The organism is Streptomyces aquilus (genome assembly GCF_003955715.1).
GTDB lineage: Bacteria > Actinomycetota > Actinomycetes > Streptomycetales > Streptomycetaceae > Streptomyces > Streptomyces aquilus.
Map to the genome: position 1 here is coordinate 3,459,842 of NZ_CP034463.1, position 21,274 is coordinate 3,481,115.

Below are 21,274 nucleotides of genomic sequence, written 5' to 3' on the forward strand. Positions count from 1 at the left end.
CCATGGCGGGACCCGTCCTGGAAATGCGCTCGATCGTCAAGACCTTTCCCGGCGTCAAGGCGCTCTCGGACGTCACGCTGACCGTCCGGCAGGGCGAGGTCCACGCCATCTGCGGGGAGAACGGCGCCGGCAAGTCCACCTTGATGAAGGTGCTCTCCGGCGTCCATCCGCACGGCACGTACGAGGGCGAGATCCTCTTCGAGGGAGAGGTCTGCGAGTTCAAGGACATCCGGGCGAGCGAGGCGCGCGGCATCGTCATCATCCACCAGGAGCTGGCGCTGGTGCCCTACCTCTCCCTCGCGGAGAACATCTTCCTCGGCAACGAGCACGCCTCCAGCGGCTTCATCGACTGGCGCGAGACCCTGCGCCACGGGAGCGAGCTGCTGCGCCGGGTGGGGCTCAGTGAGCACCCCGAAACGCGGGTCGCTGACATCGGTGTCGGCAAGCAGCAGCTGGTGGAGATCGCCAAGGCGCTCTCCAAGAAGGTGAAGCTGCTCATCCTCGACGAGCCGACCGCGGCCCTGAACGACGAGGACTCCGGCAAACTCCTGGATCTCATCCTGGAGTTGAAGAAGCAGGGCATCACCTCGATCATCATCTCCCACAAGCTCAACGAGATCCGCAAGGTCGCGGACTCGGTGACGATCATCCGCGACGGCAAGACCATCGAGACCCTCGATGTGAAGTCCGCGGAGACCACCGAGGACCGGATCATCTCCGGCATGGTCGGCCGCGACCTGGACCACCGCTTCCCCGAACGCACCGCGTACGAGGGTGAGCTGGAGGCGGCTCCGGCGCTGGAGATCCGCGACTGGACCGTGCACCACCCGATCGACCAGCAGCGCAAGGTCGTCGACGACGTGTCGATCCATGTCCGGCGCGGCGAGATCGTCGGCATCGCGGGCCTGATGGGCGCGGGCCGCACCGAACTCGCGATGAGCGTCTTCGGCCGCTCCTACGGGCGGTACGCGGCCGGCACCGTCCTCAAGGACGGCAAGGAGATCCGGACGAAGACCGTCGCCGAGGCGGTCGACCACGGCATCGCCTATGTCACCGAGGACCGCAAGCACTACGGCCTCAACCTCATCGACACCATCAACCGCAACATCTCGCTGAGCGCCCTCGGCAAGGTGGCCAAGCGCGGTGTCGTCGACGAGCACCAGGAGCGGCAGGTCGCCGAGGGCTTCCGCAAGTCCATGAACATCAAGGCGCCGACCGTCTTCGAGCCGGTGGGCAAGCTGTCCGGCGGCAACCAGCAGAAGGTCGTCCTCAGCAAGTGGATCTTCGCCGGCCCCGAGGTGCTGATCCTGGACGAACCCACCCGAGGCATCGACGTCGGTGCCAAGTACGAGATCTACACCGTCATCGACCAGCTGGCCGCGCAGGGCAAGGCGGTCGTCTTCATCTCGTCCGAACTGCCGGAGCTGCTCGGCATGTGTGACCGCATCTACACGATGGCCGCCGGGCGGCTGACCGGCGAGTTCTCCCGTGCCGAGGCCTCGCAGGAATCGCTGATGCGCCAGATGACCAAGGACAAAGAGGTAACCCGATGAGCACGGATGTGACCGCCAAGACGCCGGCCCCGGCGCCGCCGGGCAAGAGCGGATCGGCCTCCGGCGAGAACCTGTTGCAGCTGATGCTGGACGGCCTGCGCCGCAACATGCGCCAGTACGGCATGCTGATCGCCCTCGGCCTGATCGTCGCGCTGTTCGCGGTGTGGACCGACGGCGACCTGCTGCTGCCGCGCAACGTCTCCAACCTGGTCCTTCAGAACAGCTACGTCCTGATCCTCGCGATCGGCATGATGCTGGTCATCATCGCCGGCCACATCGACCTGTCGGTCGGCTCGGTCACTGCGTTCGTGGGCGCGTTCGCGGCCGTACTGACGGTCCAGCACGACGTGTCCTGGCCCATCGCCGTGGCGCTGAGCCTGGCGGTCGGCGCGGGCGCGGGTGCGGCGCAGGGCTTCCTCATCGCGTATCTCGGCATACCGTCGTTCATCGTCACCCTCGCGGGCATGCTGGTCTTCCGCGGCTTCACCGAGATCCTGCTGGAGGGCCAGACCCTCGGCCCGTTCCCGAGCGGCCTGCAGAAGATCGGCAACGGCTTCCTGCCGGAGGTCGGCCCGGAGACCAACTACCACAACATCACGCTGCTCCTGGGCCTCGCCCTGATCGTCTTCGTGGTCCTCCAGGAGGTCCGCGACCGGGGGCGCCAGCAGGAGTTCTCCCTCGAGGTGCTGCCCAGGAACCTCTTCCTGCTGAAGCTCGTCTCGATCGTCGCCGCGATCCTCGTCGTCACCATGCTGCTCGCCAGCTACAAGGGTGCCCCGATCGTCCTGCTCATCCTGGGCGGCCTGGTCGTCGGCTACGGCTACCTGATGCGCAACTCGATCTTCGGCCGGCACATCTACGCGATCGGCGGCAACCTGCCGGCCGCGAAGCTGTCCGGCGTGAAGGACAAGAAGGTCACCTTCCTGGTCTTCCTCAACATGGGCGCCCTCGCGGCCCTCGCGGGTCTGGCCATCGCCGCGCGCCTGAACGCGGCGTCCCCGAAGGCGGGTCTGAACTACGAACTCGAGGCCATCGCCTCGGCGTTCATCGGTGGCGCGTCGATGAGCGGCGGTGTCGGCACCGTCCTCGGCGCGATCATCGGTGGTCTCGTCCTCGGTGTTCTCAACAACGGCATGAACCTCCTCAGCGTCGGCTCCGACTGGCAGCAGGTCATCAAGGGCCTCGCCCTGCTGGCCGCGGTCGGGTTCGACGTGTGGAACAAGCGCAAGTCCGGTTCGTAGCACACGGATCGACCGGTCGGGCCCCGTCGGAAGGCGGGGCCCTTCCCATGGGAGGAGACATCTGGTGAAGGAACTCTTCGGCAAGCTCGCCGACGGGACGGAGATCCACCGCTGGTCGCTGGAGAACGGCGGCACCCGTATGAAGGTCCTGTCGTACGGCGGGATCGTGCAGTCCCTGGAAGTCCCCGACCGGCACGGCCGGTACGCGAACGTCTCCCTCGGCTTCGACCACCTCGAGGACTACGTCACGTCCAGCCCGTACTTCGGCGCGCTGATCGGCCGGTACGGCAACCGCATCGGCAAGGGCCGGTTCACCCTGGACGGCAAGACGTACCAGCTCTCCGTCGACGACGGCGACAACAGCCTGCACGGTGGCGAGGCGGGCTTCGACACGGTGGTCTGGGACGTCGAGCCGTTCGAGCGGGGCACCGACATCGGCCTGCGGCTGTCGTACACCTCCCCCGACGGCGAGATGGGCTACCCCGGCACGCTGACGGCGACGGTGACGTACACCCTCACCGCCGAGGGCGACTGGCGCATCGACTACGCGGCCACCACCGACACGGCCACGGTCGTCAACCTCACCAACCACGTCTACTGGAACCTCGCGGGCGAGGGCAGCGGCACGATCGAGCACCACGAACTGACCATCCCCGCCGCCCACTTCACGCCGACCGACGCCGGTCTGATCCCGACCGGCGAACTGGCACCGGTGGACGGCACGCCGTTCGACTTCCGGGAGCCGAAGCCGATCGGCCGGGACCTGCGCACCGGGCATCCGCAGCTGCTCGCGGCCAAGGGGTACGACCACAACTGGGTGCTGGAGAAGGGGATCTCGGCGGAGCCGGAGCACGTCGCGACGCTCCAGGACCCCGCTTCCGGCCGCACCCTGCGGATCGCCTCCACCGAGCCCGGCCTCCAGTTCTACTCGGGCAACTTCCTCGACGGCACGCTGGTCGGCCCCGCCGGCCGCACCTACCGTCAGGGCGACGCCGTGTGCCTGGAGACCCAGCACTACCCCGACTCCCCGAACCACGAGAACTTCCCGTCGACCGTGCTGCGACCTGGGGAGACCTACCGGTCGACGACCGTGCACTCCTTCCCTTCCTGACCCTCCCGACCCTCCTTCACAGGTGGGGCACAAGTTCTTACCGATTTCTCAGTGGTTGAACAGTGTCACCGCAGCCCTCGTATGTATGAGCGGCCCGTGCTCCCCCGCGCGGGCCACCCAAAGACGACGGACCCGGCCGTCCCCACCGGGTCCGCCCCATACGGAGGTTCCATGGCCGAGAACGTCACCTCGCTGTTCCGCAGCTCCGCGGCACACAGCCCGTCCATGGCGGCGCTGACGCGGGCGGCAGGAGACGGGGCCGGCCCGATCGACTTCTGTATCCCGGTGAACCCCTACTTCCCCACCCCGGGGATGTGGGACGAGATGGCAGGCCGACTGCGCGACATCATCACGTACTACCCGTCCAGCGCCGACACCATCACCGCCGAGCTGTGCAACCTCCTCCAACTCCCGCCGCAGGCCGTGGCGATGGGCAACGGCTCGACCGAACTAATCACGTGGATCGACCACTTGCTGGTCCGTGAGTCCCTCGCCGTCCCCGTCCCCACCTTCGGCCGCTGGACCGACCAGCCCATGGAGACCGGCAAGCGGGTCGACATGTTCCCGCTCCAGGAGTCCAGCGGCTTCGCCCTCGACCTCGCCCAGTACGCCGAGTTCATACGGGCCCGCGGCACCCGGGCCGCCGTGATCTGCAACCCCAACAACCCCGACGGCGGCTTCCTCCACAAGCACGCGATCGTGCAGTTCATGGACGCGATGGCCGACCTCGACCTGGTCGTCATCGACGAGAGCTTCCTGGAGTTCGCCGACGCGGAGGCGGAGCCGAGCGTGGTCCAGGAGGCCATGCTGCGCCCCAACGTCATCGTGCTCCGCTCGCTCGGCAAGAACTTCGGGCTGCACGGCATCCGCTTCGGCTACATGGTCGCCAACCCGGCGCTCGCGGGCCGCGTCCGCTCGATGCTGCCGAAGTGGAACCTCAACGCCTTCGCCGAGTACGTGGTGTTCATGCTCAAGGAGCACGGCGCCGAGTACGCGCAGAGCCTCCAGCAGGTCCGCCGGGACCGCCTCGACATGTCGAGCCAGCTCTCCGCCCTCCCCGGTCTGACCGTCTACCCCTCCCAGGGCAACTTCCTCTTCGTACGCCTCCCCGTGGGCGCCGAAGGCACCGTGGTCCGGGACCGGCTGCTCTCCGAGCACCGGATCCTGGTCCGCGAGTGCGGTAACAAGATCGGCTCGTCCAGCCGCTTCCTGCGTCTCGTGGTGCGCCCCCAGACGGACGTGCGTCGCCTGGTGTCCGCGCTGGAACAGGTGCTCTACGGGACCAGGAGGGGAGCCGCCGTGCCCGAGCTGTCCACCGGGACCAGTTACAGCTCGGGCACGGCGGCCGTGGACCGCCTGATGAGCAACGGGGTGGGTATGCCGCTGGCCGCACAGGCCATGGCGGCGGCGCCGATGCCCGCGGCGCCGGCGCCTGTGCCGGTGCCGGCGGCGCCTCAGCCGGTCGCCGCACAGCCGATGGCCCCGCAGCCGGTGGCTCCTCAGCCGATGCCCATGCCGACGCCGGTCGCCCCGCAGCCGATGCCGATGCCGGTCGCTCCTGCGGCCGCCGCCCAGTCGCCGTACGGGGTGCCTGCCGCCGGTCCCACGCCGCCCGGGGTGCCCGCACGGGGTGGGCTGACGGCGGCGCAGGTCCGGGGCACCAACGGGTTGACGCCGGCGCCGGCGCAGGGCTGGCCGAACAGTGGCGCTTGGCCCAATGCGGCGGGGGCGTGAATGCGAACGACACTCACAGGCACCTGACAGCCCGACTGCTCTTGTACAGAGATCAAATATTGGGCATAGTCCGTTCACACGGTGTCGACGACCTGAACTCCCCCCACGCTCAACCCCCTTTGCCCTGCAAGGAGTTCAAGCATGCCCAAGCTCAGACATCTCGCCGTGCCCGCCCTCGTCGCCGGGGCCCTCGTGGTCGGGACGGCGGGTTCGTCCTTCGCGGCCGACATCTACACGGCCAGCTCCAGCAACTCCTGTGGTGCCGCGTACTTCTACGACGACGGCGACACCTTCAAGATCCTCGACGTCTGCTCGGACGGCAAGGGCGTGCGCCTTCAGTACACCAACCCCACCACGGGCAACCCCTCCACGAGCGACACGAAGATCCACGTGGACTACACCGGCGGCTACACCGGGTGGAGCATCTCCAACGCCTACATCTACGACACCGACATGAACGAGGCCGCCTGCTTCTACTTCCGCGTCGGCCACGTCGACAACGGCTCGTACGTGAGCGGCTCGTACGGCGGCTGGAACCTGGCCTGCGCGGCCAACTGACGGACAGCGCGCCCCCGTTCGGGTTCGACGGAACGGGGGCACGCTCGATGCCACGACCGCGGTATCAGCACCGCAGGCGGTCGCCGAAGGCTTCCGCGCCCACGATGACGGCCTTTCTCGGCCCGGAGTTCCAGAGGTCGATGCGCAGGTCGGTCATGTCGTGCAGGGGGCGCAGGTCGAGGCTTCCCCCTCCGACCAGCTCCAGGCCCAGTCGCCTGAGCTGCGGGAAGAGAGCCCTGAGCGGTGCGATGTCGGTGTACTGCTCCAGACCGGTAAGCATCAGCCGCTCGATGTGCGGGAGCGGATCCAGCGACCTCAGGGTCGAGATCGAGTCGACAGCCAGCGCGATCCGAGTGAGCCGCGGCGCGTGAGCGGAGGCTGCCAGGGTCCAGGCGGGGCTGTGGGAGAACCCCTCGACTGTCAGCGACCGCAGATTCGACCATTCCTCCAGGAAGTCGAGCCGTCGCAGATGTTCGGCCCCGATCTCCAAGTGGTGCACGTCCGGCTGTGGTTCGAGGGCCACGGTGGTCCCGCCCCCGATCAGCTGGAGCTCGGTGAGGTCAAGGTCGCGCAGCACGGACAGGTCCGAAAGGGCTGAGCAATCCTGTAGTGCGACTCTGCGCAGTTCCTCTCGGCTGCGGAGAAACGCGAGATCTTTGACGGCCCCATTGCCGCAGAGCGTGAGTGATGCAAGGTGCTGTACGGGAAGGTGTGCGTCAAGCTGCCTCGCGGTGTACGAGCCCCGCACGGTGAGCCTGGCGACGGAACCGAGCCGGGGCAGTCGTACGAGCGCCGCTTCCTTGTCGACGATCAGGTCGAACAGGTCGGCCCCTTCGAGGACTTCCGCGGTGTACTCCTCCAGCGGCTGGAGGTCCCAGACCCCCGCCACTTCGCTGCGGACGAGCCGGTCCGGATGGAACGCGCACTGTCTCAGCTTGCGCCGTGACTTCGGGCTGCGCACCCGGCCGAGGAGTCGCACCGTGTTCAGGGCCACACGCTCTCTCAGCTCATCCCCGTCCGGCAGCACTCCGACGACCCAGTCCCCCAGGCCCGCGAGCTCCTCGACCTCCCCGCCGTCCCGTGGCGGCATGAGGGCATCCACCCGGCCCTTCACCGCCTCCATCAGGGACTGGTTCAAGGTCTGGACGTTGATCGCACACCGCGCCGCCAGGAGGTGGAGCTGGTACTTCTCCTGTCTGTTCGGGGCGGCATCCCCGAGATCCACGAGGGCGGTGATGAGCTTGAAGGCATCCGGCCGTGACATGTGGCCGACAGCCAGCACGATCACGTCCTGCCAAGCCTCGTTGCGGACCTGCTCCAGGAGTTCCAGGAAGTAGCCGCTCTCATGAAACTCCTTGGCCGCCAGGAAGTCCTGGAATGTGCGGTGGATGAACTGGAACGCGTCGTCGGTCCGTTCCTGGAGCAGTCCGCTGCGGTCCAGCAGGAAGCGCAGCACCCGCTCGGGTGGCCCCTGTTCCCCGACCTGAGGCATGTCCCGCACGGCGAGAGCCAGTTGCTGGACGGCCTGGTCGTAGGTCATCTGCTGCTGTCCCGTACGCACCAGCCAGATGGCCAACCGCTGAAGCAGGGCGTGCTGTTCGTCGGAGTCCAGCCGGATGGGGTCGGCGTGCAGGACGCCCCGCCCCGCGTCCCGTCCGCCCAGGAGCATGGCGAGTGCGGCCCTGTAGAGCTGCCAGCGGGTGGTGGGCAGCAGGCCTCGACGGCGCCGGTGCAGGGCGCAGATCACGGCTGCCAACAGCGGCGTGCGGGCGAGGTCGCGCAGCGCGGTGTTCCGCTCCAACTGGTGGGCGAGGTCCTGTTCCAGGGAGGTGAGGAGTTCGTCCTCCGTCCGGCCACATTCGGTGCGTGCGGCGTTGTGCCAGGCCTCCACGAAGGCGTGAATGTCGGCGTCGCTCATCGGCAGGAGGGTCAGCTCGGCGAAGCCGTCCCCTTCTAGCCAGTTCTTGTCGACCGCGTTGGGGCGCACGGTTGCCAGGCAGCGTGTGCCGGGATAGCGGTCGAGGAGTGCGGCGAGCGAGCGCCGCGCCCCTTCTCGCTCCGCTGCCGGAACCTCGTCCAAGCCGTCCACCAGGAGCAGCCCGCGACGGGCCTCCAGCACACGGTGCACCCAGCCTTCCGGCTCCCCGTCCGTGAGGGTCCGTCCAGCGGCCAGGAGCTCCGACGGCTTGGGAAAGCGTCCGCCGCGGGCATGCACCTCGCGCAGGGGGACCACGAAGGGGATGAGGCCGTTCAGATCGGTGAGATCCGCGTCCAGACTGCCGACCGCGGCATGGGCGGCGAGCCACCAGACGAGGGTCGTCTTGCCGGCACCCGCCTCGCCGCGGAGCAGGGCGCGAGGCCGGTCCGCCAGCAGTGCCTCCACACGCTGAGGATTGCCCCAGAGCGGGCGCGGCCGTCTCGGTATGCCGGCAGCGTACGAGGACGAGCGCGCGGGAGCCTCCGCCCGCAGGCTCAGATAGGCCGTGTCCAGGTCCCACCGGGACTCTCTCCGCCCCAGTTCCTCGATGCCGAAGATCTCCGTCTTGCGGTACTGGGATCTCAGGTCCTTCGCGTACCGGTCCTCGAAGCGCTCGTCCTCGGGGTGCACCTCGGTGATCTGTTCCTGCCAGGTACCGCGGAGCTTCAGCGAGCCAAGGTCGACGAGGGCCGAAATCGGTACTCCCTCGATCCTGAGATGCCGGCGCGCCTGGGGCACCTGGGTCACTATGCCGAGCAGTACGGGGCCCGCGAAGATCGGGGCACCGGACAGCCCGGCGAGGGGAGACATCGTCACGTCCTCTGGTTCGTCCGCGGCCGGCTGGTCGAGTTCGCAGGTGAGGGCGCCCTTGATCCGTCCGGCCATCGGCAGCACGGTGGCCCGGTACTGGTCGTACTCCAGATCCTCGCCATGCTCCCCGTAGCGCTGATTCCATGGAAACCCGACGATCTCGCAGAGCGGCAGTGCGGCCCCGGTGGCGACCCTGCCGTGTCTAAGACGGCCCATGGGCGCCGCCCGCTGGGCGCTGATCACGTCCGTCGTCGCGATCAACACCACGGCATCGATCTTCTTGCCCGCCCAGTGGACGTCGCACAACACGGGCCGGCTGGACGAAGGATGGATCACCTCGATCCGCTTGCCGTCCCCCACCACATGCCACGCCGTGAGCACCCGCCGCCGGTCCAGCAGCACCCCGCTGCCCTGCCCCCGCTCGCCCCGTACCACGACGACCCGGTCCAGGGCCCGCCCCCCGATCACCGCTCGTCATCACCTCGCCCGAACCGGCCGACGCTCCCCCGGTTCTCGTTCCGCACCTTCCACGGTTGCCCGGTCCGGGCGTCGAGGGCCTTCAGCGTGACGGTCACCCGATGCGTACGGGTCGTGTCGCCGCCCCCGTCGACCCCGCCCTCGACGACCCACGCCTTCACCTTGACCCCGCCCTTGACCTCTTTGCGCAGCTCAACCCCGAACTCCAGCTCGATGTCCCCCACTTCGAAGGTCACGTCCTGGCCGGAGGAACGGCTCGCCGCGGTGATGAGTTCGTCTCGCACGGCCTGCACGGCGTCGGCCAGCTCGATCCGGTTGTCGCTCATGCGGCCAAGCTAGCGGCTGCTCGCCGCCACCACGGGCGGCATGCGGAAGACCCGGCCCCCTGAAGGGTCGCGTCCGGATCCTGTCTCGCAAGGAACTTGACGGTCTCTCACTTTGCCGAACTGACAGCCCATCAACAGCAAGCACTCCTACGGTGCCGTGTTCATGACAGACACTTCGGAAGCAACCCCCACCCCGGTCGGGCGCCGTACCGTTCTGATCGCAACCGGCGCCACGGCAGCGGCAGTTGCCGTGGGCACCACAGTGCCCGAAGCCCCCACAGCCGACGCGGCCGACGCCTCCCCCGTCGCCGCCGCGGCCGTCTGCACCCTCACGAAGGAGATGACCGAAGGCCCCTACTACCTGGACGGCGCGCTCGTCCGCTCCGACATCCGCGAGACGAAGACCGGCTTCGTGCTGAAGCTGGCGCTGACCGTCGTCAACGACGACACCTGCGCGCCGATCCCCAACGCCCTCGTGGAGATCTGGCACGCCGACGTGCTCGGCGAGTACTCCGGCTACGTCGGCAACAACGGCCACAACGAGGCCGACAACGGCACGTTCCTGCGGGGCGGCGTCCTCACCGACGCCGGCGGCGTCGCCACCATCACCACGGTGTACCCGGGTTGGTACCGGGGCCGCTGCGTCCACATCCACGTCAAGGTCCACACCGGCGTGACCCTCACCTCGGACGGCTCCTTCACCGGCGGCACCGAAGTCCACACCGGCCAGCTGTTCTTCGACGAGGCGATCACCGCGCGAGTGGGCGCGCTGTCCCCGTACTCGGCGAACACGGTCACGCGGACGACCCTGGCCCAGGACTCGATCTACGACGACGGGGGCGCGGCGTCGGGGTTGCTGACCCTGAAGGCCATCGGCAGCTCCCCGTCGTCGGGGTACACCGGGACGCTGACGCTGGGCGTCGAGGTCTGACACCAGAACTCAGCCCCGGCACATCCCGAGCACAGGCCGCGCCCGGCTTCTTCCAGCGGGCGCGGCTTTCGTACGTCGATGACAGCGCCGGCGCGGGTGTCGGCGACCGGCGAGTTGTGCGGGACGCCCCGGCGCTGGAGCGGGCGGAGCAGGGGTCGGGGACGCGGAGGAGGGGTCGGGGATCAGGCCCCGCACCTCACCCTCTCCCCCTCGGCTTGACCTGCTGTGATCAGGGTCACGACCCCAAAGCGGGACCGTCCGATTAGTCCCCTGTTCGCAGGAAGTCCATGGCGGCTACTGTCTCGCCTCACTGATCGACTTCTGGCTATGAGATTTCCGGAGATCCCCTCGTGGAGCACTCTGCTTTCGAGCCGTGACGGCGACGGCGGCGTGCCCTGACCATGATCGATCGACGGAGTGTCGTGTCTTCGAAGCTTGCAGGCAAGGTAGTCGCGCGGGCCCAGGAATTTCTGAGGCCCGGTGAACAGGTCCGGCGGGTGGTGATCGCCCAGGGCGGGATCAACCCTCGACTTCAGATCGCCTTCCTCATGGTCGCGTTCATCGGGGTGATCGCCCGGCTGCCGCAGGGGACGAGGATCGGCCCGATGTCCGGAACCTGGGCGCAGATCGAGCTGGCTGGTGAGCGGCTGTGGGTGCACAAGAAGTGGCAGGGGGACGCGGCCGCGTTCACGCCCGTTCAGCTCGGGTAGCGCCGGGTTTCTGGCGGCGACGTCGGTGGCGAATTGAAATGACTCCTGAAACGCGTGTCATGGCGCGATTCCGCGCTTGGGGTGTTGACGAACGGCATACGGCACAGGCGGCGCTGGTTTTCCGGGTGCTGGCGCTGGTCGTGCTGGCTGCCGGATTCCTGGGCCTGTGTTCCAGCCTGTTCCCGGCACGAGCCGGGGTTCCCGAGCTGTTGCGGGACCTGCGGAGCGGGGACGCGTCCGTCGTGCAGGTCACCAGTCCGGACGTCGGTGAGGTGCGGGTCTTCTGGTCCACCGGATTTCTGGGGGATCACGCGTTCACCTACCACGACGACCTCAGCCTCCCGGGGGCGGAAGCCGAGCACTTCACGGCGGACGTCAAAGAGCGGTTGGGCGAGCAAGCGGCCGGCGTGACCTTCGAGGAGGGTGATCGGTTCGACGCCCTGGGCTTCCTGGATGTCCTCGTCCCCCTCATGTACTGGTTCGTCATGCCGCACTTCGCCTGGCCCGTGGCCGCCTGCTGTCTCGTCGCGGTCGTCGACATGGTGGCCAGACGGGACCTTCGTACCCCGAGCGCCGGCTACTGGCTGCTCGCCTCGGTCGTCTTCGGCTTCGGCTTTCCGGCGTACCTCTGGTCGGAACCCCGGCCGCTGTGGTCCCGCCGCACCCCCGCCCCGGGAGACCGGCCAGGCATGACCGGCCTCCGGGTGGCGGGGGCTACCGCCTGTTGGGCGGGGGTGGGCGTGGCCGTGATGGTGGCCGTGGCCCTCGGGCGACAGTGACGGACTACGTCAGCGTCACTTCTCCGGGCACTCCTTCCACGCCAGGTGGTACACCGTGCTGATGTCGCCGTCCGTCGAGTCCATCGTCATGAAGCTGACCTTGTTCGCGGACGTCGACCCCGCCGCGACCCTCAGCTCCGTGTTGATGTTGAAGTTGCGCTGGACTCCGCAGGGTGCCCAGACCAGTTGGGCCCAGTCGGTCGTGTCGGTGGCCTGCCAGTTGTCGTTGTAGGGGCCGTTGAAGGGGTGGGAGCGGGACGCGGTGTTCGGGGAGCCCTGGAAGTAGTACGAGGCTCTCTGGGTGCCGGTCGCGCCGGACTGGAGGGCGGCGAAGCCTCGGTAGTCCGCGCTGGCGATGGCGTACGTGAAGCCCTGAGGGACGTGGACGATGAGGTTCAGCTGGCAGTTCCTGCGGAACGCCGTCGGGTCCGAGCCGCCGCCCGCCTGGGCGAGGTAGTCGCTGTACGTCACCGTGAAGGCCGTGTTGTCCTCGGAGACGGCCACCGCCGTCGTCCCGGCGGGGCAGCCGCTGCCGTTCACCGTCGCCACCTTGATGACGATCTTGTCCGGCGGCGGGTCCTCGAACCCGCCGGACGAGGTGGCGGCCTGGGCCGGTAGTGCCGTGGTGAGCAGAGCGGCTACCGCACCGCTCAGCAGGAGCCCACGAGTCATGGTCTCTCCGTAACAGTTGGGGGGTGGCTGACGTGCCACCCGGACCGTAGGGACAGACCGGCGCCGCGGACAGGACGAACTCAAGCCATTCACAGGTGCGGTTTTCACAGCATCTTCACAGTGTCCGACCTCTGCCGATACGTGAGGACGGCGGCCCACAGCGCGGCCTCAGAACACTCAGGGGTTCTCCCAGGCCGCCGGCTCCGCCGCCAGCTGCTGCACCGGCGTCGGCAGTGCGTCCGCCGCGATGTCCGCGATCGACACGCCCTCCAGGATGCGGCGCACATTCGCGCGAAGAGCGATCCACAGGGGCAGGAGCGGCTGCGCCGAGCCCGTGTAGGCCAGGCCCGTCGGCCGTTCGCCCCGTACCGACACGATCGGGCCGTCGACCGCCCGGATCACGTCGGCCACCGTGATCTCGGCCGCGTCCCGGGCCAGCGTGTAGCCGCCGTTGCCGCCGCGCCTGCTGTCGACGACGCCTCCGCGGCGCAGGTCGCCGAGGATGCCTTCGAGGAACTTGTGCGGAATGTCCTGGGCGAGGGCGATGGTCTCCGCCTTCACGGGAGTCTTCACAGGTCCGCCGCCCTGTCGTACGGCGAGCTCCAGTACCGCTCGTACCGCGTAGTCCGCCCGTGCCGAGATCCTCATACGGACCATTGTGAGGCGTGCCGCCCCGGGCATGGAGAATGGTCCCTCACTCGCGTCCCGGGAAACGCAGGCACAACAGGAGGCGACGCTCGCGTGGAGCTCAGCAGACGAACTTTCAGCACCCTCGCCGGTACGGCCGCGCTCGGCTTCGCGCTGACCGGCAGCGGCGGTGTGCTGCCGTCGCGGACGGGGCCCCGCGTCGTGCCCACGGGGCCGCCGCCGGCCCCGCCCGTCGCGGACGGCGCCGTCCACACGGTCGGCCACGACCGCTACTCCCTGCTCGTCGACGGCCGGCGGCTGGCGCTGTGGCCGGGCGAGATGCATCTGTTCCGGCTGCCGAGCCCGTCGCTGTGGCGGGACGTGCTGGAGAAGATGCGGGCGCACGGCTACAACGCCGTCAGCCTCTCCGTCGCCTGGAACTACCACTCCCCCGCCCCGGGCACGTACGACTTCACGGGCGTCCGCGACCTCGACCGCTTCCTGCGCACGGCCGCCGCCACCGGGCTGTACGTCGTGCTGCGCCCCGGCCCCCACCTCGGCGCCGACATCGACGCGGGCGGCCTCCCCGGCTGGCTGACGGCGACCGGGGGACACGCCCGGACCACCGACCCCGCCTATCTGGCGCACGCCGACGAGTGGCTGACGCGGGTGAACGCCATCGCCGCCCGGCACCTCTACACCAAGGGCAGGGGCACGGTCCTGCTGTACGAGCTGGAGCAGGCGCCGGACACCGCCTACGTCACCCACCTCCGCAAGAAGGTGCGGGCCGACGGCATCGACGTACCCCTGTCCGTGCCGCAGACCCCCCTCACCCGGCTCCACCGTCCGGCGATGGCCTACGGCGGGACGTCCTGGGGCTGGCTGCCCGCGCCGCAGGTCGCCACGACGTCGTACGACAGGGACGCGGCACTCGGCGCGGGGCGGCTGGGCGCCGTCCCGCTCGCGCCGGTCCACCAGCTCGGCCAGCTGCTGCGGACCGTGCCGGACTTCGCCAAGCTGGACCGCAGGAGGAACGTCGCCTCTCCCGGCGGCCGACTCGAGGTGGAGCACCTGGTCAACCGGGACACCGACTCCCAGACCTACGTCGTGCGCAACGACTCCGCCAAGGCGGTGTCCACCCCGCTGCCGCGCGCCGGGATCGAGGTGCCGGTCAACGTCCGGCCGGGTGACACCAAGGTGCTCAGCACGCAACTCAAGCTGGGCGGGCGGACGTTGAAGTACGCCACCGCCCAGCTCATGCTGTTCGTCTCCGCCGGGCGGCAGGACATCGCCGTGTTCTCGGGGCGGTACGGCGACATGGCACAGGTCGTCGTGGAGTGCCCGGAGGAGCCGACGGCGACCCGGCTCGACGCGGAACCGGCGTGGATCTACGACCGTGGCCTGCTGCGGGTGACCTGCCCGCTCGGCGTCGGCGAGCTGGCCCGCGTGAAGGTGGAGAACGGCGGTTCCGACCGGCCGTTGCTGCTGCTGTTCGCCGACGACACGACCGCGCTGCGGCTGTGGCCGTACGAGACGCCGTCCGGGTCGGGGCTGGTGTACGGCCCCTCGCTGGTGCGGGACGTCCGGCTGAAGGACGACACGGTCCATCTCACCGGCGACACCACCAAGTTGACCGGCCTGGAGGTGTGGGGCCCGCGCGGCATCGAGCAGGTCACCTGGAACGAGCGGCCGGTGCCCTCCCGGATCAGCGCCACGTTCAGTCTGCTCGCCCTGAAGCCCCTGCCCGGCCAGGGCCCGGTGCCGCTCCCGGCCCTCGGCGGCTGGCGGCGACAGGACGAGAACCCGGAGTCCGCACCGGACTTCGACGACTCGGCGTGGGTGAAGGCCGACAAGAAGACCTCCTTCAGCACCACCCCCGTCCCCGACGGACAGCCCGTCCTCTTCGCCGACGACTACGGCTTCCACTACGGCGACGTCTGGTACCGGGGACACGTCACCGACGCCGAGGGCCTCGCATCCGTCTCCCTCGCCTACAGCACCGGCACCCAGGGGCTGTTGATGGCCTGGCTGGACGGGAAACCGCTCGGCACGCACCGGATGCCGGTACCGGACGCCGGGTCCGCCCGCAAGGGCACCTGGACCGCCACGGCCACCTTCGACGTACCGGAGAAGCTGCGAAAGCGCGCGGAGCATGTGCTGTCCGTGCTCGTCCGGCGGATGGCGCACGACGTGGACGACACGTCCCTCGACACCCACAAGGCGGCCCGCGGCCTGACGTCGGCGCACTTCAAGGGCGCGTCAGCGAAGGTGAGTTGGCGACTCCAGGGGTCCGGCGCGGCCGACCCTGTGCGCGGGCCGCTCAACAACGGCGGGCTGTACGGCGAGCGGGAGGGCTGGCACCTGCCCGCCTTCGACGACCGGGCGTGGGAGACCGTGAAGCTGCCGCGCGCCGACCGCCGCCAGGGCGTGACCTGGTACCGGACCGGCTTCCGGCTCTCCGTCCCCACCGGCGTCGACGCCTCGGTCGGACTCACCCTCGACGACGATCCGAAGCGTGCCTACCGGGTGCAGGTCTTCCTCAACGGCTGGAACATGGGCCAGTACGTCAACGACGCCGGCCCCCGGCACCCCTTCGTCCTGCCGAACGGCATCCTGCGCACCCGGGGCACCAACTCCCTCGCCCTGGCGGTCCTTTCGGACGGCACGACGGAGGCGGGCCCCAAGGACGTACGGCTGACCCTGCTGGGCGCGTCGGCGGGCGGGGTGCCGGTGGAGAACGTCTGAGCAATGGCCTGTCAGGCCAACCGGATCACGTTCCACGACAGCGGTTCGAGGACGGCGGTCAGAGTGCCGTCCGTGAGGACGGTGCCCTCGACCGCGTGCGGGGCGACCCGCTCGGGCTCGGCGAGGGTGTTGCGGGCGTCCGGGTCGGCGTCGGCGAGGGCGCTGTGCTCGACGACGGACGTCAGGTTCAGGGCGCCCAGGGCGACTTCGAGGGGCAGCGCCTCCGTCCGGCTGCGGTTCACGGCGAAGACGGTGACCGAGCCGTCCTCCGCGCGCACGGCGGTGGCGTGCAGCAGGTCGGTCTCGCCGTACTTCTCGGTGGTGTACGTCGGGGAGTCGACCCGTACGTCGAGGACCTCGCCGCGGCCGTACCGGGAGGCCTGCGCGAACGGGAAGAACGTCGTCTGCCGCCAGGCCGGGCCGCCCGGCTCGGTCATGATCGGCGCGATCACGTTGACGAGCTGCGCGAGGCAGGCGACGGTGACGCGGTCGGCGTGCCGGAGCAGGGCGATGAGGAGGGAGCCGAAGACGACGGCGTCGGTGACGCTGTAGTTGTCCTCCAGCAGGCGGGGGGCCTCCGCCCAGTCCCGGGCGTCGGAGTTCTCGATCTCGTGCCAGTCCGAGACGTACCAGACGTTCCACTCGTCGAAGGAGAGGTTGATCTTCTTCTTGGACTTGAGCTTCGCGCCGATGTGGTCGGCGGTCGCCACCACGTTCTCGATGAAGGACTCCATGTCGACGGCGGAGGCCAGGAAGGAGTCGATGTCGCCGTTCTCGGGCTGGTAGTAGGCGTGCAGCGAGATGTAGTCGACGAGTTCGTACGTCTCGGCGAGGACGGTCGCCTCCCACTCGGCGAACGTCGGCATGGACTGGCTGGAGGAGCCGCAGGCGACGAGTTCGACGTTCGGGTCGATCTGGCGCATCGCGCGGGCCGTCTCGGCGGCGAGGCGGCCGTACTCCGTCGCCGTCTTGTGACCGGTCTGCCAGGGACCGTCCATCTCGTTGCCGAGACACCAGAGGCCGATGCCGAAGGGGTCCTTGTCGCCGTGCGCGGCACGGAGGTCCGCGAGGGCGGTGCCGGACGGGTGGTTGGCGTACTCCTGGAGTTCGAGGGCCTCGGCGACGCCCCTGGTGCCGAGGTTGAGGGCCATCATGGGCTCGGCCTGGGGGCCGACCTTGCGGAGGAAGCCGATGTACTCCGACAGGCCGAAGCGGTTCGTCTCCGTGGAGCGCCAGGCGAGGTCGAGGCGGCGGGGGCGGTCCTCCACCGGGCCGACGGAGTCCTCCCACTTGTAGCCCGACACGAAGTTGCCGCCGGGATAGCGGATGGCGGTGACGCCGAGTTCGCGGACGAGTGCGAGGACGTCCTGGCGGATGCCGTCCTCGTCGGCGGTGGGGTGGTCGGGTTCGAAGATGCCGGTGTAGACGCAGCGGCCGAGGTGTTCGACGAAGGAGCCGAAGACGCGGGGGTTGACGTGGCCGATCTTGAAGGCGGGGTCGAGGGTGAAGCGAGCGGTGTGCATGTTCGCCTTTCAGGGCTTGTTCGGCATGTTCAGTACGTTCGGCATTTCGAAGAGTGCCCGTAACCTCGAACGGGACCGTAGAGAGGAAGCACTTGCCAGTCAATGGTCCGCACGGGATTTCCAGCACCCGGGCGATCGTTCCCACTTACTTGAACCGTCATCGGAACCCATGACGTGAACACTCCCCGCCGCGTACTCTCGGACGAACTGCCGTGCGGTGGTGAGAAGGGGGATCGATGGACATCGCGGGCGCGCGCACCCGAGCGGGGCGGATCGCCGCGGCGCTGCGGCGGGCGAGAAGCGGTTCCGCGATGCGTGATCTGGCGGGCGAGCTCGGCGCCGCCGTGCGGGCCAGACCGCGGCCCCCGGCCGGGGTGCGCGAGGTGTGCCGGGCGCTGTGCGAGGCGATGAGCGTCCGCCGCGGCGGGCGGCCCGTGGAGCTGCGGTTCGAGCGGTTTCCCGACGAGATCGAGGTGACCGGCCTGTGGGTGGAGTTCCAGGACTTCGACCTGGTCATCGTCGAGGAGCGGGCCGAGGCGGTGCAGCAACTGGTCATCCTCGGGCATGAACTGTGGCATCTGCACGCCGGCCACCGGCACGGCGTCGGCCCGGCCGCGGCCCGCGCGCTGGCGGGCGAGCCCGACTGGAAGGACGCCCTGACCGTCGCCGCCCGCGACGGCTCCCGGCAGACGGACGAGGCCGAGGCGGACGACTTCGGACACCGTCTCGCCGCCGTCTTCCGGCCCTATCTGTCGGGCCACGGCGGCCGGCGGCACCTCGCGCCGCTGGAGCGGTCCATGGGCTATCGCGGACGCCGGGGCACGGACCGGTGAGCAGCACCCTCGCCGCCGGAAACCTCCTCAGCGGGATGTACGTCTCCTTCTGGCTCCCCACCGCCGTGCTGACCGCCGCCCTGGCGATCAAGCTGCCCAGCATCCTCAAGCTGTGGCGGGACCCGCTGCTGCGGGCCGTCGGCGGCCTGCTGCTGTTCGCCTGCGCGGTGTTCGTCTTCGCGGCCCCCTCCACCATCGCCTGGACCAACCGCGTCACCGGGGTCCCCAACATCGCCGCGCCCTGGGTGTACTCGCTGCTGACCGCGCTGTGCGCGTCCTGGCTGCTGCTGGTCGTGCACTGGCGCAACGGCCGTACCGAACGCCACGCCCAGACCCGCCGCGCGACCCGCTGGGTGGTCGCCGTCTACGCGGCCGTCGTCGCCGCGCTGTGGATCCTGTTCGCGCTCGCCGACGTGCCCGTGGAACAGATCCGGGACCTGGACACGTACTACGCCTCGACGCCCTTCATGCGGGAGCTGATCCTCCTCTACCTGACCGCGCACACCGTGGCCAGCCTGGTCACGTCCCGGCTGGTGTGGAACTGGATCCGCACCGACGGCCTCGACGCCTGGCTGCGCTGGGGACTGCGCTTCCTCGGGATCGGCTTCGCGACGAACCTGCTGTTCAGCGCCGCCAAGCTCACGGCGGTGGCGGCCCGTTGGACCGGGCACGACCTGGACTGGCTGAACACCAACGTGGCGCCCTCGGCCGCCTGCATCGCCGCCACGTTCGTCGCGGTCGGCTTCATCGTGCCGCACGCCGGCCAGTACCTCCAGGAGCGCTGGCTGGTCCGCCACCGCCACCGCGGCCTCGCGCCGCTGGCCCGCCTCATGCGGACCGTCGCGGGCGGCCGCGAGCCGCTCGGCCTGCGGGCGACGCCCGAGATGCGGCTCATCCGCCGCGAGACCTTCATCCGCGACACCCTCCTCCAACTCGCCCGCCGCCTCGACGAGGACCTGCGGACCCGGTCCTACGACGCCGCCCTCGCCCTCGGCTTCCCGCCCGGCCGCGCGCAGGCCCTCGCCTCGGCCGTGACGATCCTGGACGCGGTGGAGGCCGAGCGCCGCTCCCCCGACGGCGGCGGCACCAGCGCCCCCGACACCACCTACCTGCTGCAGGAGATCCAGGCCGTGTCCCAGGCCCTGCGCAAGCCCGAGGAGATCAAGGCGGTACGCGCCCGCGCGGCCGTCCCGGCAGAGAGCATGTCCACGCATGACTGAAGCTCCGTCCCCCGTCAGAACCGCCGTAGTCCTGGGGGGATCCCACACCGGCATGCTCGTGGCCGCCGCCCTGGCCGGGCTCGCCGAGCGGGTCGTCGTCGTGGAGCGCGACGAACTGCCCGTGGCGCCCGCGCCCCGCAAGGGGCTGCCGCAGGCCCGGCACGCCCACATGCTGTGGTCGGGCGGTGTGCGCGCGCTGGAGGAACTCCTGCCCGGCGTCACCGCGGAACTCCGCGCCGCCGGGGCCCGCCGGGCGCCGGTCACCACGGACATGGTCGTGCTGTCGGCGCACGGCTGGTTCCGCCGCTGGCCGGAGTCCCACCACGTCCTCCTCGCCGGACGCGACCTGTTCGACGCGACGGTCCGGGCCCGGGTCCTCGCCGACGAACGCGTCGAACTCCTCGACGGCACCGAGGTGCTGGAGCTGGTCGGCAGCTCCGAGGCGGTCACCGGGGTGCGGGTGCGCGGGCGCGACGGACGGGAGCGGACCCTCGACGCGGGGCTGGTCGTGGACGCGAGCGGGCGGGGCTCGGGCGCGCCCCGCTGGCTCACGGAGCTCGGCCTGCCCGCGCCGGAGCAGCGCGAGGTCGACTCCGGCTTGGCCTACGCGAGCCGGCTGTATCTCGCCCCCGAGCAGGCCCGCGACGGCTTCCCGGTCGTCAACGTCCAGTCCGACGCCCGCGGCGACGGTCCCGGCCGCGCGGGCTTCCTGCTGCCCATCGAGAACGGCCGCTGGATCGTCACCCTCAACGGCACCCGCGGCGGCGAACCGACCTCCGCGAACGCCTCCGGCGACGACTTCGCACGCTTCGCCCGCGAGGAGCTACGGCACCCGCTCATCGGCCAACTCCTGGACCGCGCCGAGCCGTTGTCCGACGTGGCGTTCACGCGGACGACGGTCAACCGGCGGTACTTCTACGAGCGGATGCCCGCGTGGCCCGACCACTTCACCGTCCTGGGCGACGCGTTGGCCGCGTACAACCCGGTGTACGGGCACGGGCTGGCCGTGGGGGCGCAGAGTGCCGTGATCCTTCGGGATGTCGTACGGCGGCACGGATGGGGGGCGCCGGGGGTGTCCCGTCGGGTGCAGAAGGCGGTGGCCCGCCCGGTGGGGGCGGCGTGGGACCTCGCGACCGGGCAGGACGTGTTCTATCCCGGCGCGACGGAGGAGGGGCCCACGGGGCGGGACCGGCTCGTGGCCGCGTACGTGGATCGGCTGATGTACACGGCCACGGGGAACGGGCGGATCGCCCGCCGGGTCACTGACGTCACGTCGTTGGAGCGGCGGGCGGAGGTGTTGTTGGCGCCGTCTGTTTTGTTGGCGGCGTTGGTGGGGCCGTTGAAGGCGACGCTTGCTGAACCGCCTTTGACTGCGGAGGAGTTGAAGGCGGCGGGGATTCAGTAGTTCGTCGGGTGCGGGGCGGTGGGGGCTCCCCGCGCCCCTGA

17 protein-coding genes are annotated in these 21,274 nt (G+C 69.8%); 12 read left to right on the forward strand and 5 right to left on the reverse strand.

Annotation, left to right across the window (positions count from 1 at the left end; translation table 11 throughout):
• The first annotated feature begins 2 nt into the window (after window positions 1-2).
• The 5 genes from mmsA to EJC51_RS15990 all read left to right on the forward strand — a co-directional run bounded on the left by mmsA (window position 3) and on the right by EJC51_RS15990 (window position 6,197).
• A complete protein-coding gene (mmsA, locus tag EJC51_RS15970; protein WP_126271701.1) occupies window positions 3-1,553 on the forward strand; it encodes a multiple monosaccharide ABC transporter ATP-binding protein in 1,551 nt (516 codons plus the stop codon).
• Window positions 1,550-2,794: a multiple monosaccharide ABC transporter permease gene (mmsB, locus tag EJC51_RS15975; RefSeq protein WP_126271702.1), complete on the forward strand. Its 1,245-nt coding sequence runs from the start codon at window positions 1,550-1,552 to the stop codon at window positions 2,792-2,794. Before mmsA ends, mmsB begins: the two co-directional genes overlap by 4 nt.
• Window positions 2,795-2,801: 7 nt before the next feature.
• The gene (locus EJC51_RS15980; protein ID WP_126271703.1) at window positions 2,802-3,905 is read left to right on the forward strand and encodes an aldose epimerase family protein; all 1,104 of its coding nucleotides are present in this window, start codon (window positions 2,802-2,804) and stop codon (window positions 3,903-3,905) included.
• Between the two features lie 171 nt (window positions 3,906-4,076).
• Entirely contained in the window at window positions 4,077-5,639 is a 1,563-nt protein-coding gene (locus EJC51_RS15985) for a pyridoxal phosphate-dependent aminotransferase (protein ID WP_126271704.1), read from the forward strand.
• 141 nt (window positions 5,640-5,780) lie between these two features.
• Entirely contained in the window at window positions 5,781-6,197 is a 417-nt protein-coding gene (locus EJC51_RS15990; protein ID WP_126271705.1) for a hypothetical protein, read from the forward strand.
• A gap of 64 nt (window positions 6,198-6,261) precedes the next feature.
• Here EJC51_RS15990 and EJC51_RS15995 read toward each other — a convergent pair whose 3' ends face one another.
• Window positions 6,262-9,453 carry an NACHT domain-containing protein gene (locus EJC51_RS15995; protein WP_126271706.1) on the reverse strand — a complete coding sequence of 1,064 codons (3,192 nt, stop codon included), beginning with the start codon at window positions 9,451-9,453 and terminating at the stop codon, window positions 6,262-6,264.
• The gene (locus EJC51_RS16000) at window positions 9,450-9,788 is read right to left on the reverse strand and encodes a trypco2 family protein (protein WP_126271707.1); all 339 of its coding nucleotides are present in this window, start codon (window positions 9,786-9,788) and stop codon (window positions 9,450-9,452) included. The genes EJC51_RS15995 and EJC51_RS16000 overlap by 4 nt, the downstream gene beginning before the upstream one ends.
• Before the next feature lie 163 nt (window positions 9,789-9,951).
• Between EJC51_RS16000 and EJC51_RS16005 the strand changes: the two genes are divergently transcribed.
• The 3 genes from EJC51_RS16005 to EJC51_RS16015 all read left to right on the forward strand — a co-directional run bounded on the left by EJC51_RS16005 (window position 9,952) and on the right by EJC51_RS16015 (window position 12,208).
• Entirely contained in the window at window positions 9,952-10,719 is a 768-nt protein-coding gene (locus tag EJC51_RS16005; protein WP_126271708.1) for an intradiol ring-cleavage dioxygenase, read from the forward strand.
• Window positions 10,720-11,141: 422 nt separating this feature from the next.
• Window positions 11,142-11,429, forward strand: coding sequence for a hypothetical protein (locus EJC51_RS16010; RefSeq protein WP_126271709.1), 288 nt, complete (start codon window positions 11,142-11,144; stop codon window positions 11,427-11,429).
• Window positions 11,430-11,488: 59 nt separating this feature from the next.
• Complete coding sequence (locus tag EJC51_RS16015; protein WP_126271710.1) at window positions 11,489-12,208, forward strand: hypothetical protein; 720 nt, start codon at window positions 11,489-11,491, stop codon at window positions 12,206-12,208.
• A 15-nt stretch (window positions 12,209-12,223) separates the two neighbouring features.
• On the opposite strand, the gene EJC51_RS16020 is transcribed toward EJC51_RS16015, so the two are convergent.
• Entirely contained in the window at window positions 12,224-12,880 is a 657-nt protein-coding gene (locus EJC51_RS16020) for a DUF4360 domain-containing protein (RefSeq protein ID WP_126271711.1), read from the reverse strand.
• A 177-nt stretch (window positions 12,881-13,057) separates the two neighbouring features.
• Entirely contained in the window at window positions 13,058-13,528 is a 471-nt protein-coding gene (locus tag EJC51_RS16025; RefSeq protein WP_126271712.1) for an RrF2 family transcriptional regulator, read from the reverse strand.
• A gap of 93 nt (window positions 13,529-13,621) precedes the next feature.
• Here EJC51_RS16025 and EJC51_RS16030 point away from each other — a divergent pair, with 93 nt between their 5' ends.
• Window positions 13,622-16,252, forward strand: a complete 2,631-nt coding sequence (locus tag EJC51_RS16030) for a beta-galactosidase (RefSeq protein WP_126271713.1) — start codon at window positions 13,622-13,624, stop codon at window positions 16,250-16,252.
• Between the two features lie 11 nt (window positions 16,253-16,263).
• Here EJC51_RS16030 and arfA read toward each other — a convergent pair whose 3' ends face one another.
• Window positions 16,264-17,775 (reverse strand): arabinosylfuranosidase ArfA, encoded by a 1,512-nt coding sequence (gene arfA / locus EJC51_RS16035; RefSeq protein ID WP_126271714.1) that lies wholly within the window; start codon window positions 17,773-17,775, stop codon window positions 16,264-16,266.
• Window positions 17,776-18,011: 236 nt separating this feature from the next.
• On the opposite strand from arfA, the gene EJC51_RS16040 reads away from it, so the two are divergent.
• From EJC51_RS16040 to EJC51_RS16050, 3 genes are read left to right on the forward strand one after another with little or no spacing between them, the layout of a single operon-like run.
• Window positions 18,012-18,608, forward strand: coding sequence for a toxin-antitoxin system, toxin component family protein (locus EJC51_RS16040; RefSeq protein WP_207924735.1), 597 nt, complete (start codon window positions 18,012-18,014; stop codon window positions 18,606-18,608).
• A gap of 35 nt (window positions 18,609-18,643) precedes the next feature.
• Window positions 18,644-19,828 (forward strand): MAB_1171c family putative transporter, encoded by a 1,185-nt coding sequence (locus tag EJC51_RS16045; protein ID WP_126276972.1) that lies wholly within the window; start codon window positions 18,644-18,646, stop codon window positions 19,826-19,828.
• Window positions 19,821-21,233: an NAD(P)/FAD-dependent oxidoreductase gene (locus EJC51_RS16050; protein WP_207924736.1), complete on the forward strand. Its 1,413-nt coding sequence runs from the start codon at window positions 19,821-19,823 to the stop codon at window positions 21,231-21,233. Before EJC51_RS16045 ends, EJC51_RS16050 begins: the two co-directional genes overlap by 8 nt.
• Window positions 21,234-21,274 lie beyond the last annotated feature (41 nt).

Excerpts from the sequence above, each read along its gene's own strand:
- EJC51_RS16050 (WP_207924736.1), top strand. The coding sequence starts at position 19,821 with ATGACTGAAGCTCCGTCCCCCGTCAGAACCGCCGTAGTCCTGGGGGGA.
- EJC51_RS16025 (WP_126271712.1), bottom strand. The coding sequence starts at position 13,528 with ATGAGGATCTCGGCACGGGCGGACTACGCGGTACGAGCGGTACTGGAG.
- EJC51_RS16005 (WP_126271708.1), top strand. The coding sequence starts at position 9,952 with ATGACAGACACTTCGGAAGCAACCCCCACCCCGGTCGGGCGCCGTACC.
- EJC51_RS16040 (WP_207924735.1), top strand. The coding sequence starts at position 18,012 with ATGGACATCGCGGGCGCGCGCACCCGAGCGGGGCGGATCGCCGCGGCG.
- mmsA (WP_126271701.1), top strand. The coding sequence starts at position 3 with ATGGCGGGACCCGTCCTGGAAATGCGCTCGATCGTCAAGACCTTTCCC.
- EJC51_RS16045 (WP_126276972.1), top strand. The coding sequence starts at position 18,644 with ATGTACGTCTCCTTCTGGCTCCCCACCGCCGTGCTGACCGCCGCCCTG.
- EJC51_RS15985 (WP_126271704.1), top strand. The coding sequence starts at position 4,077 with ATGGCCGAGAACGTCACCTCGCTGTTCCGCAGCTCCGCGGCACACAGC.
- EJC51_RS16020 (WP_126271711.1), bottom strand. The coding sequence starts at position 12,880 with ATGACTCGTGGGCTCCTGCTGAGCGGTGCGGTAGCCGCTCTGCTCACC.
- arfA (WP_126271714.1), bottom strand. The coding sequence starts at position 17,775 with ATGCACACCGCTCGCTTCACCCTCGACCCCGCCTTCAAGATCGGCCAC.
- mmsB (WP_126271702.1), top strand. The coding sequence starts at position 1,550 with ATGAGCACGGATGTGACCGCCAAGACGCCGGCCCCGGCGCCGCCGGGC.
- EJC51_RS15990 (WP_126271705.1), top strand. The coding sequence starts at position 5,781 with ATGCCCAAGCTCAGACATCTCGCCGTGCCCGCCCTCGTCGCCGGGGCC.
- EJC51_RS16015 (WP_126271710.1), top strand. The coding sequence starts at position 11,489 with ATGGCGCGATTCCGCGCTTGGGGTGTTGACGAACGGCATACGGCACAG.
- EJC51_RS16000 (WP_126271707.1), bottom strand. The coding sequence starts at position 9,788 with ATGAGCGACAACCGGATCGAGCTGGCCGACGCCGTGCAGGCCGTGCGA.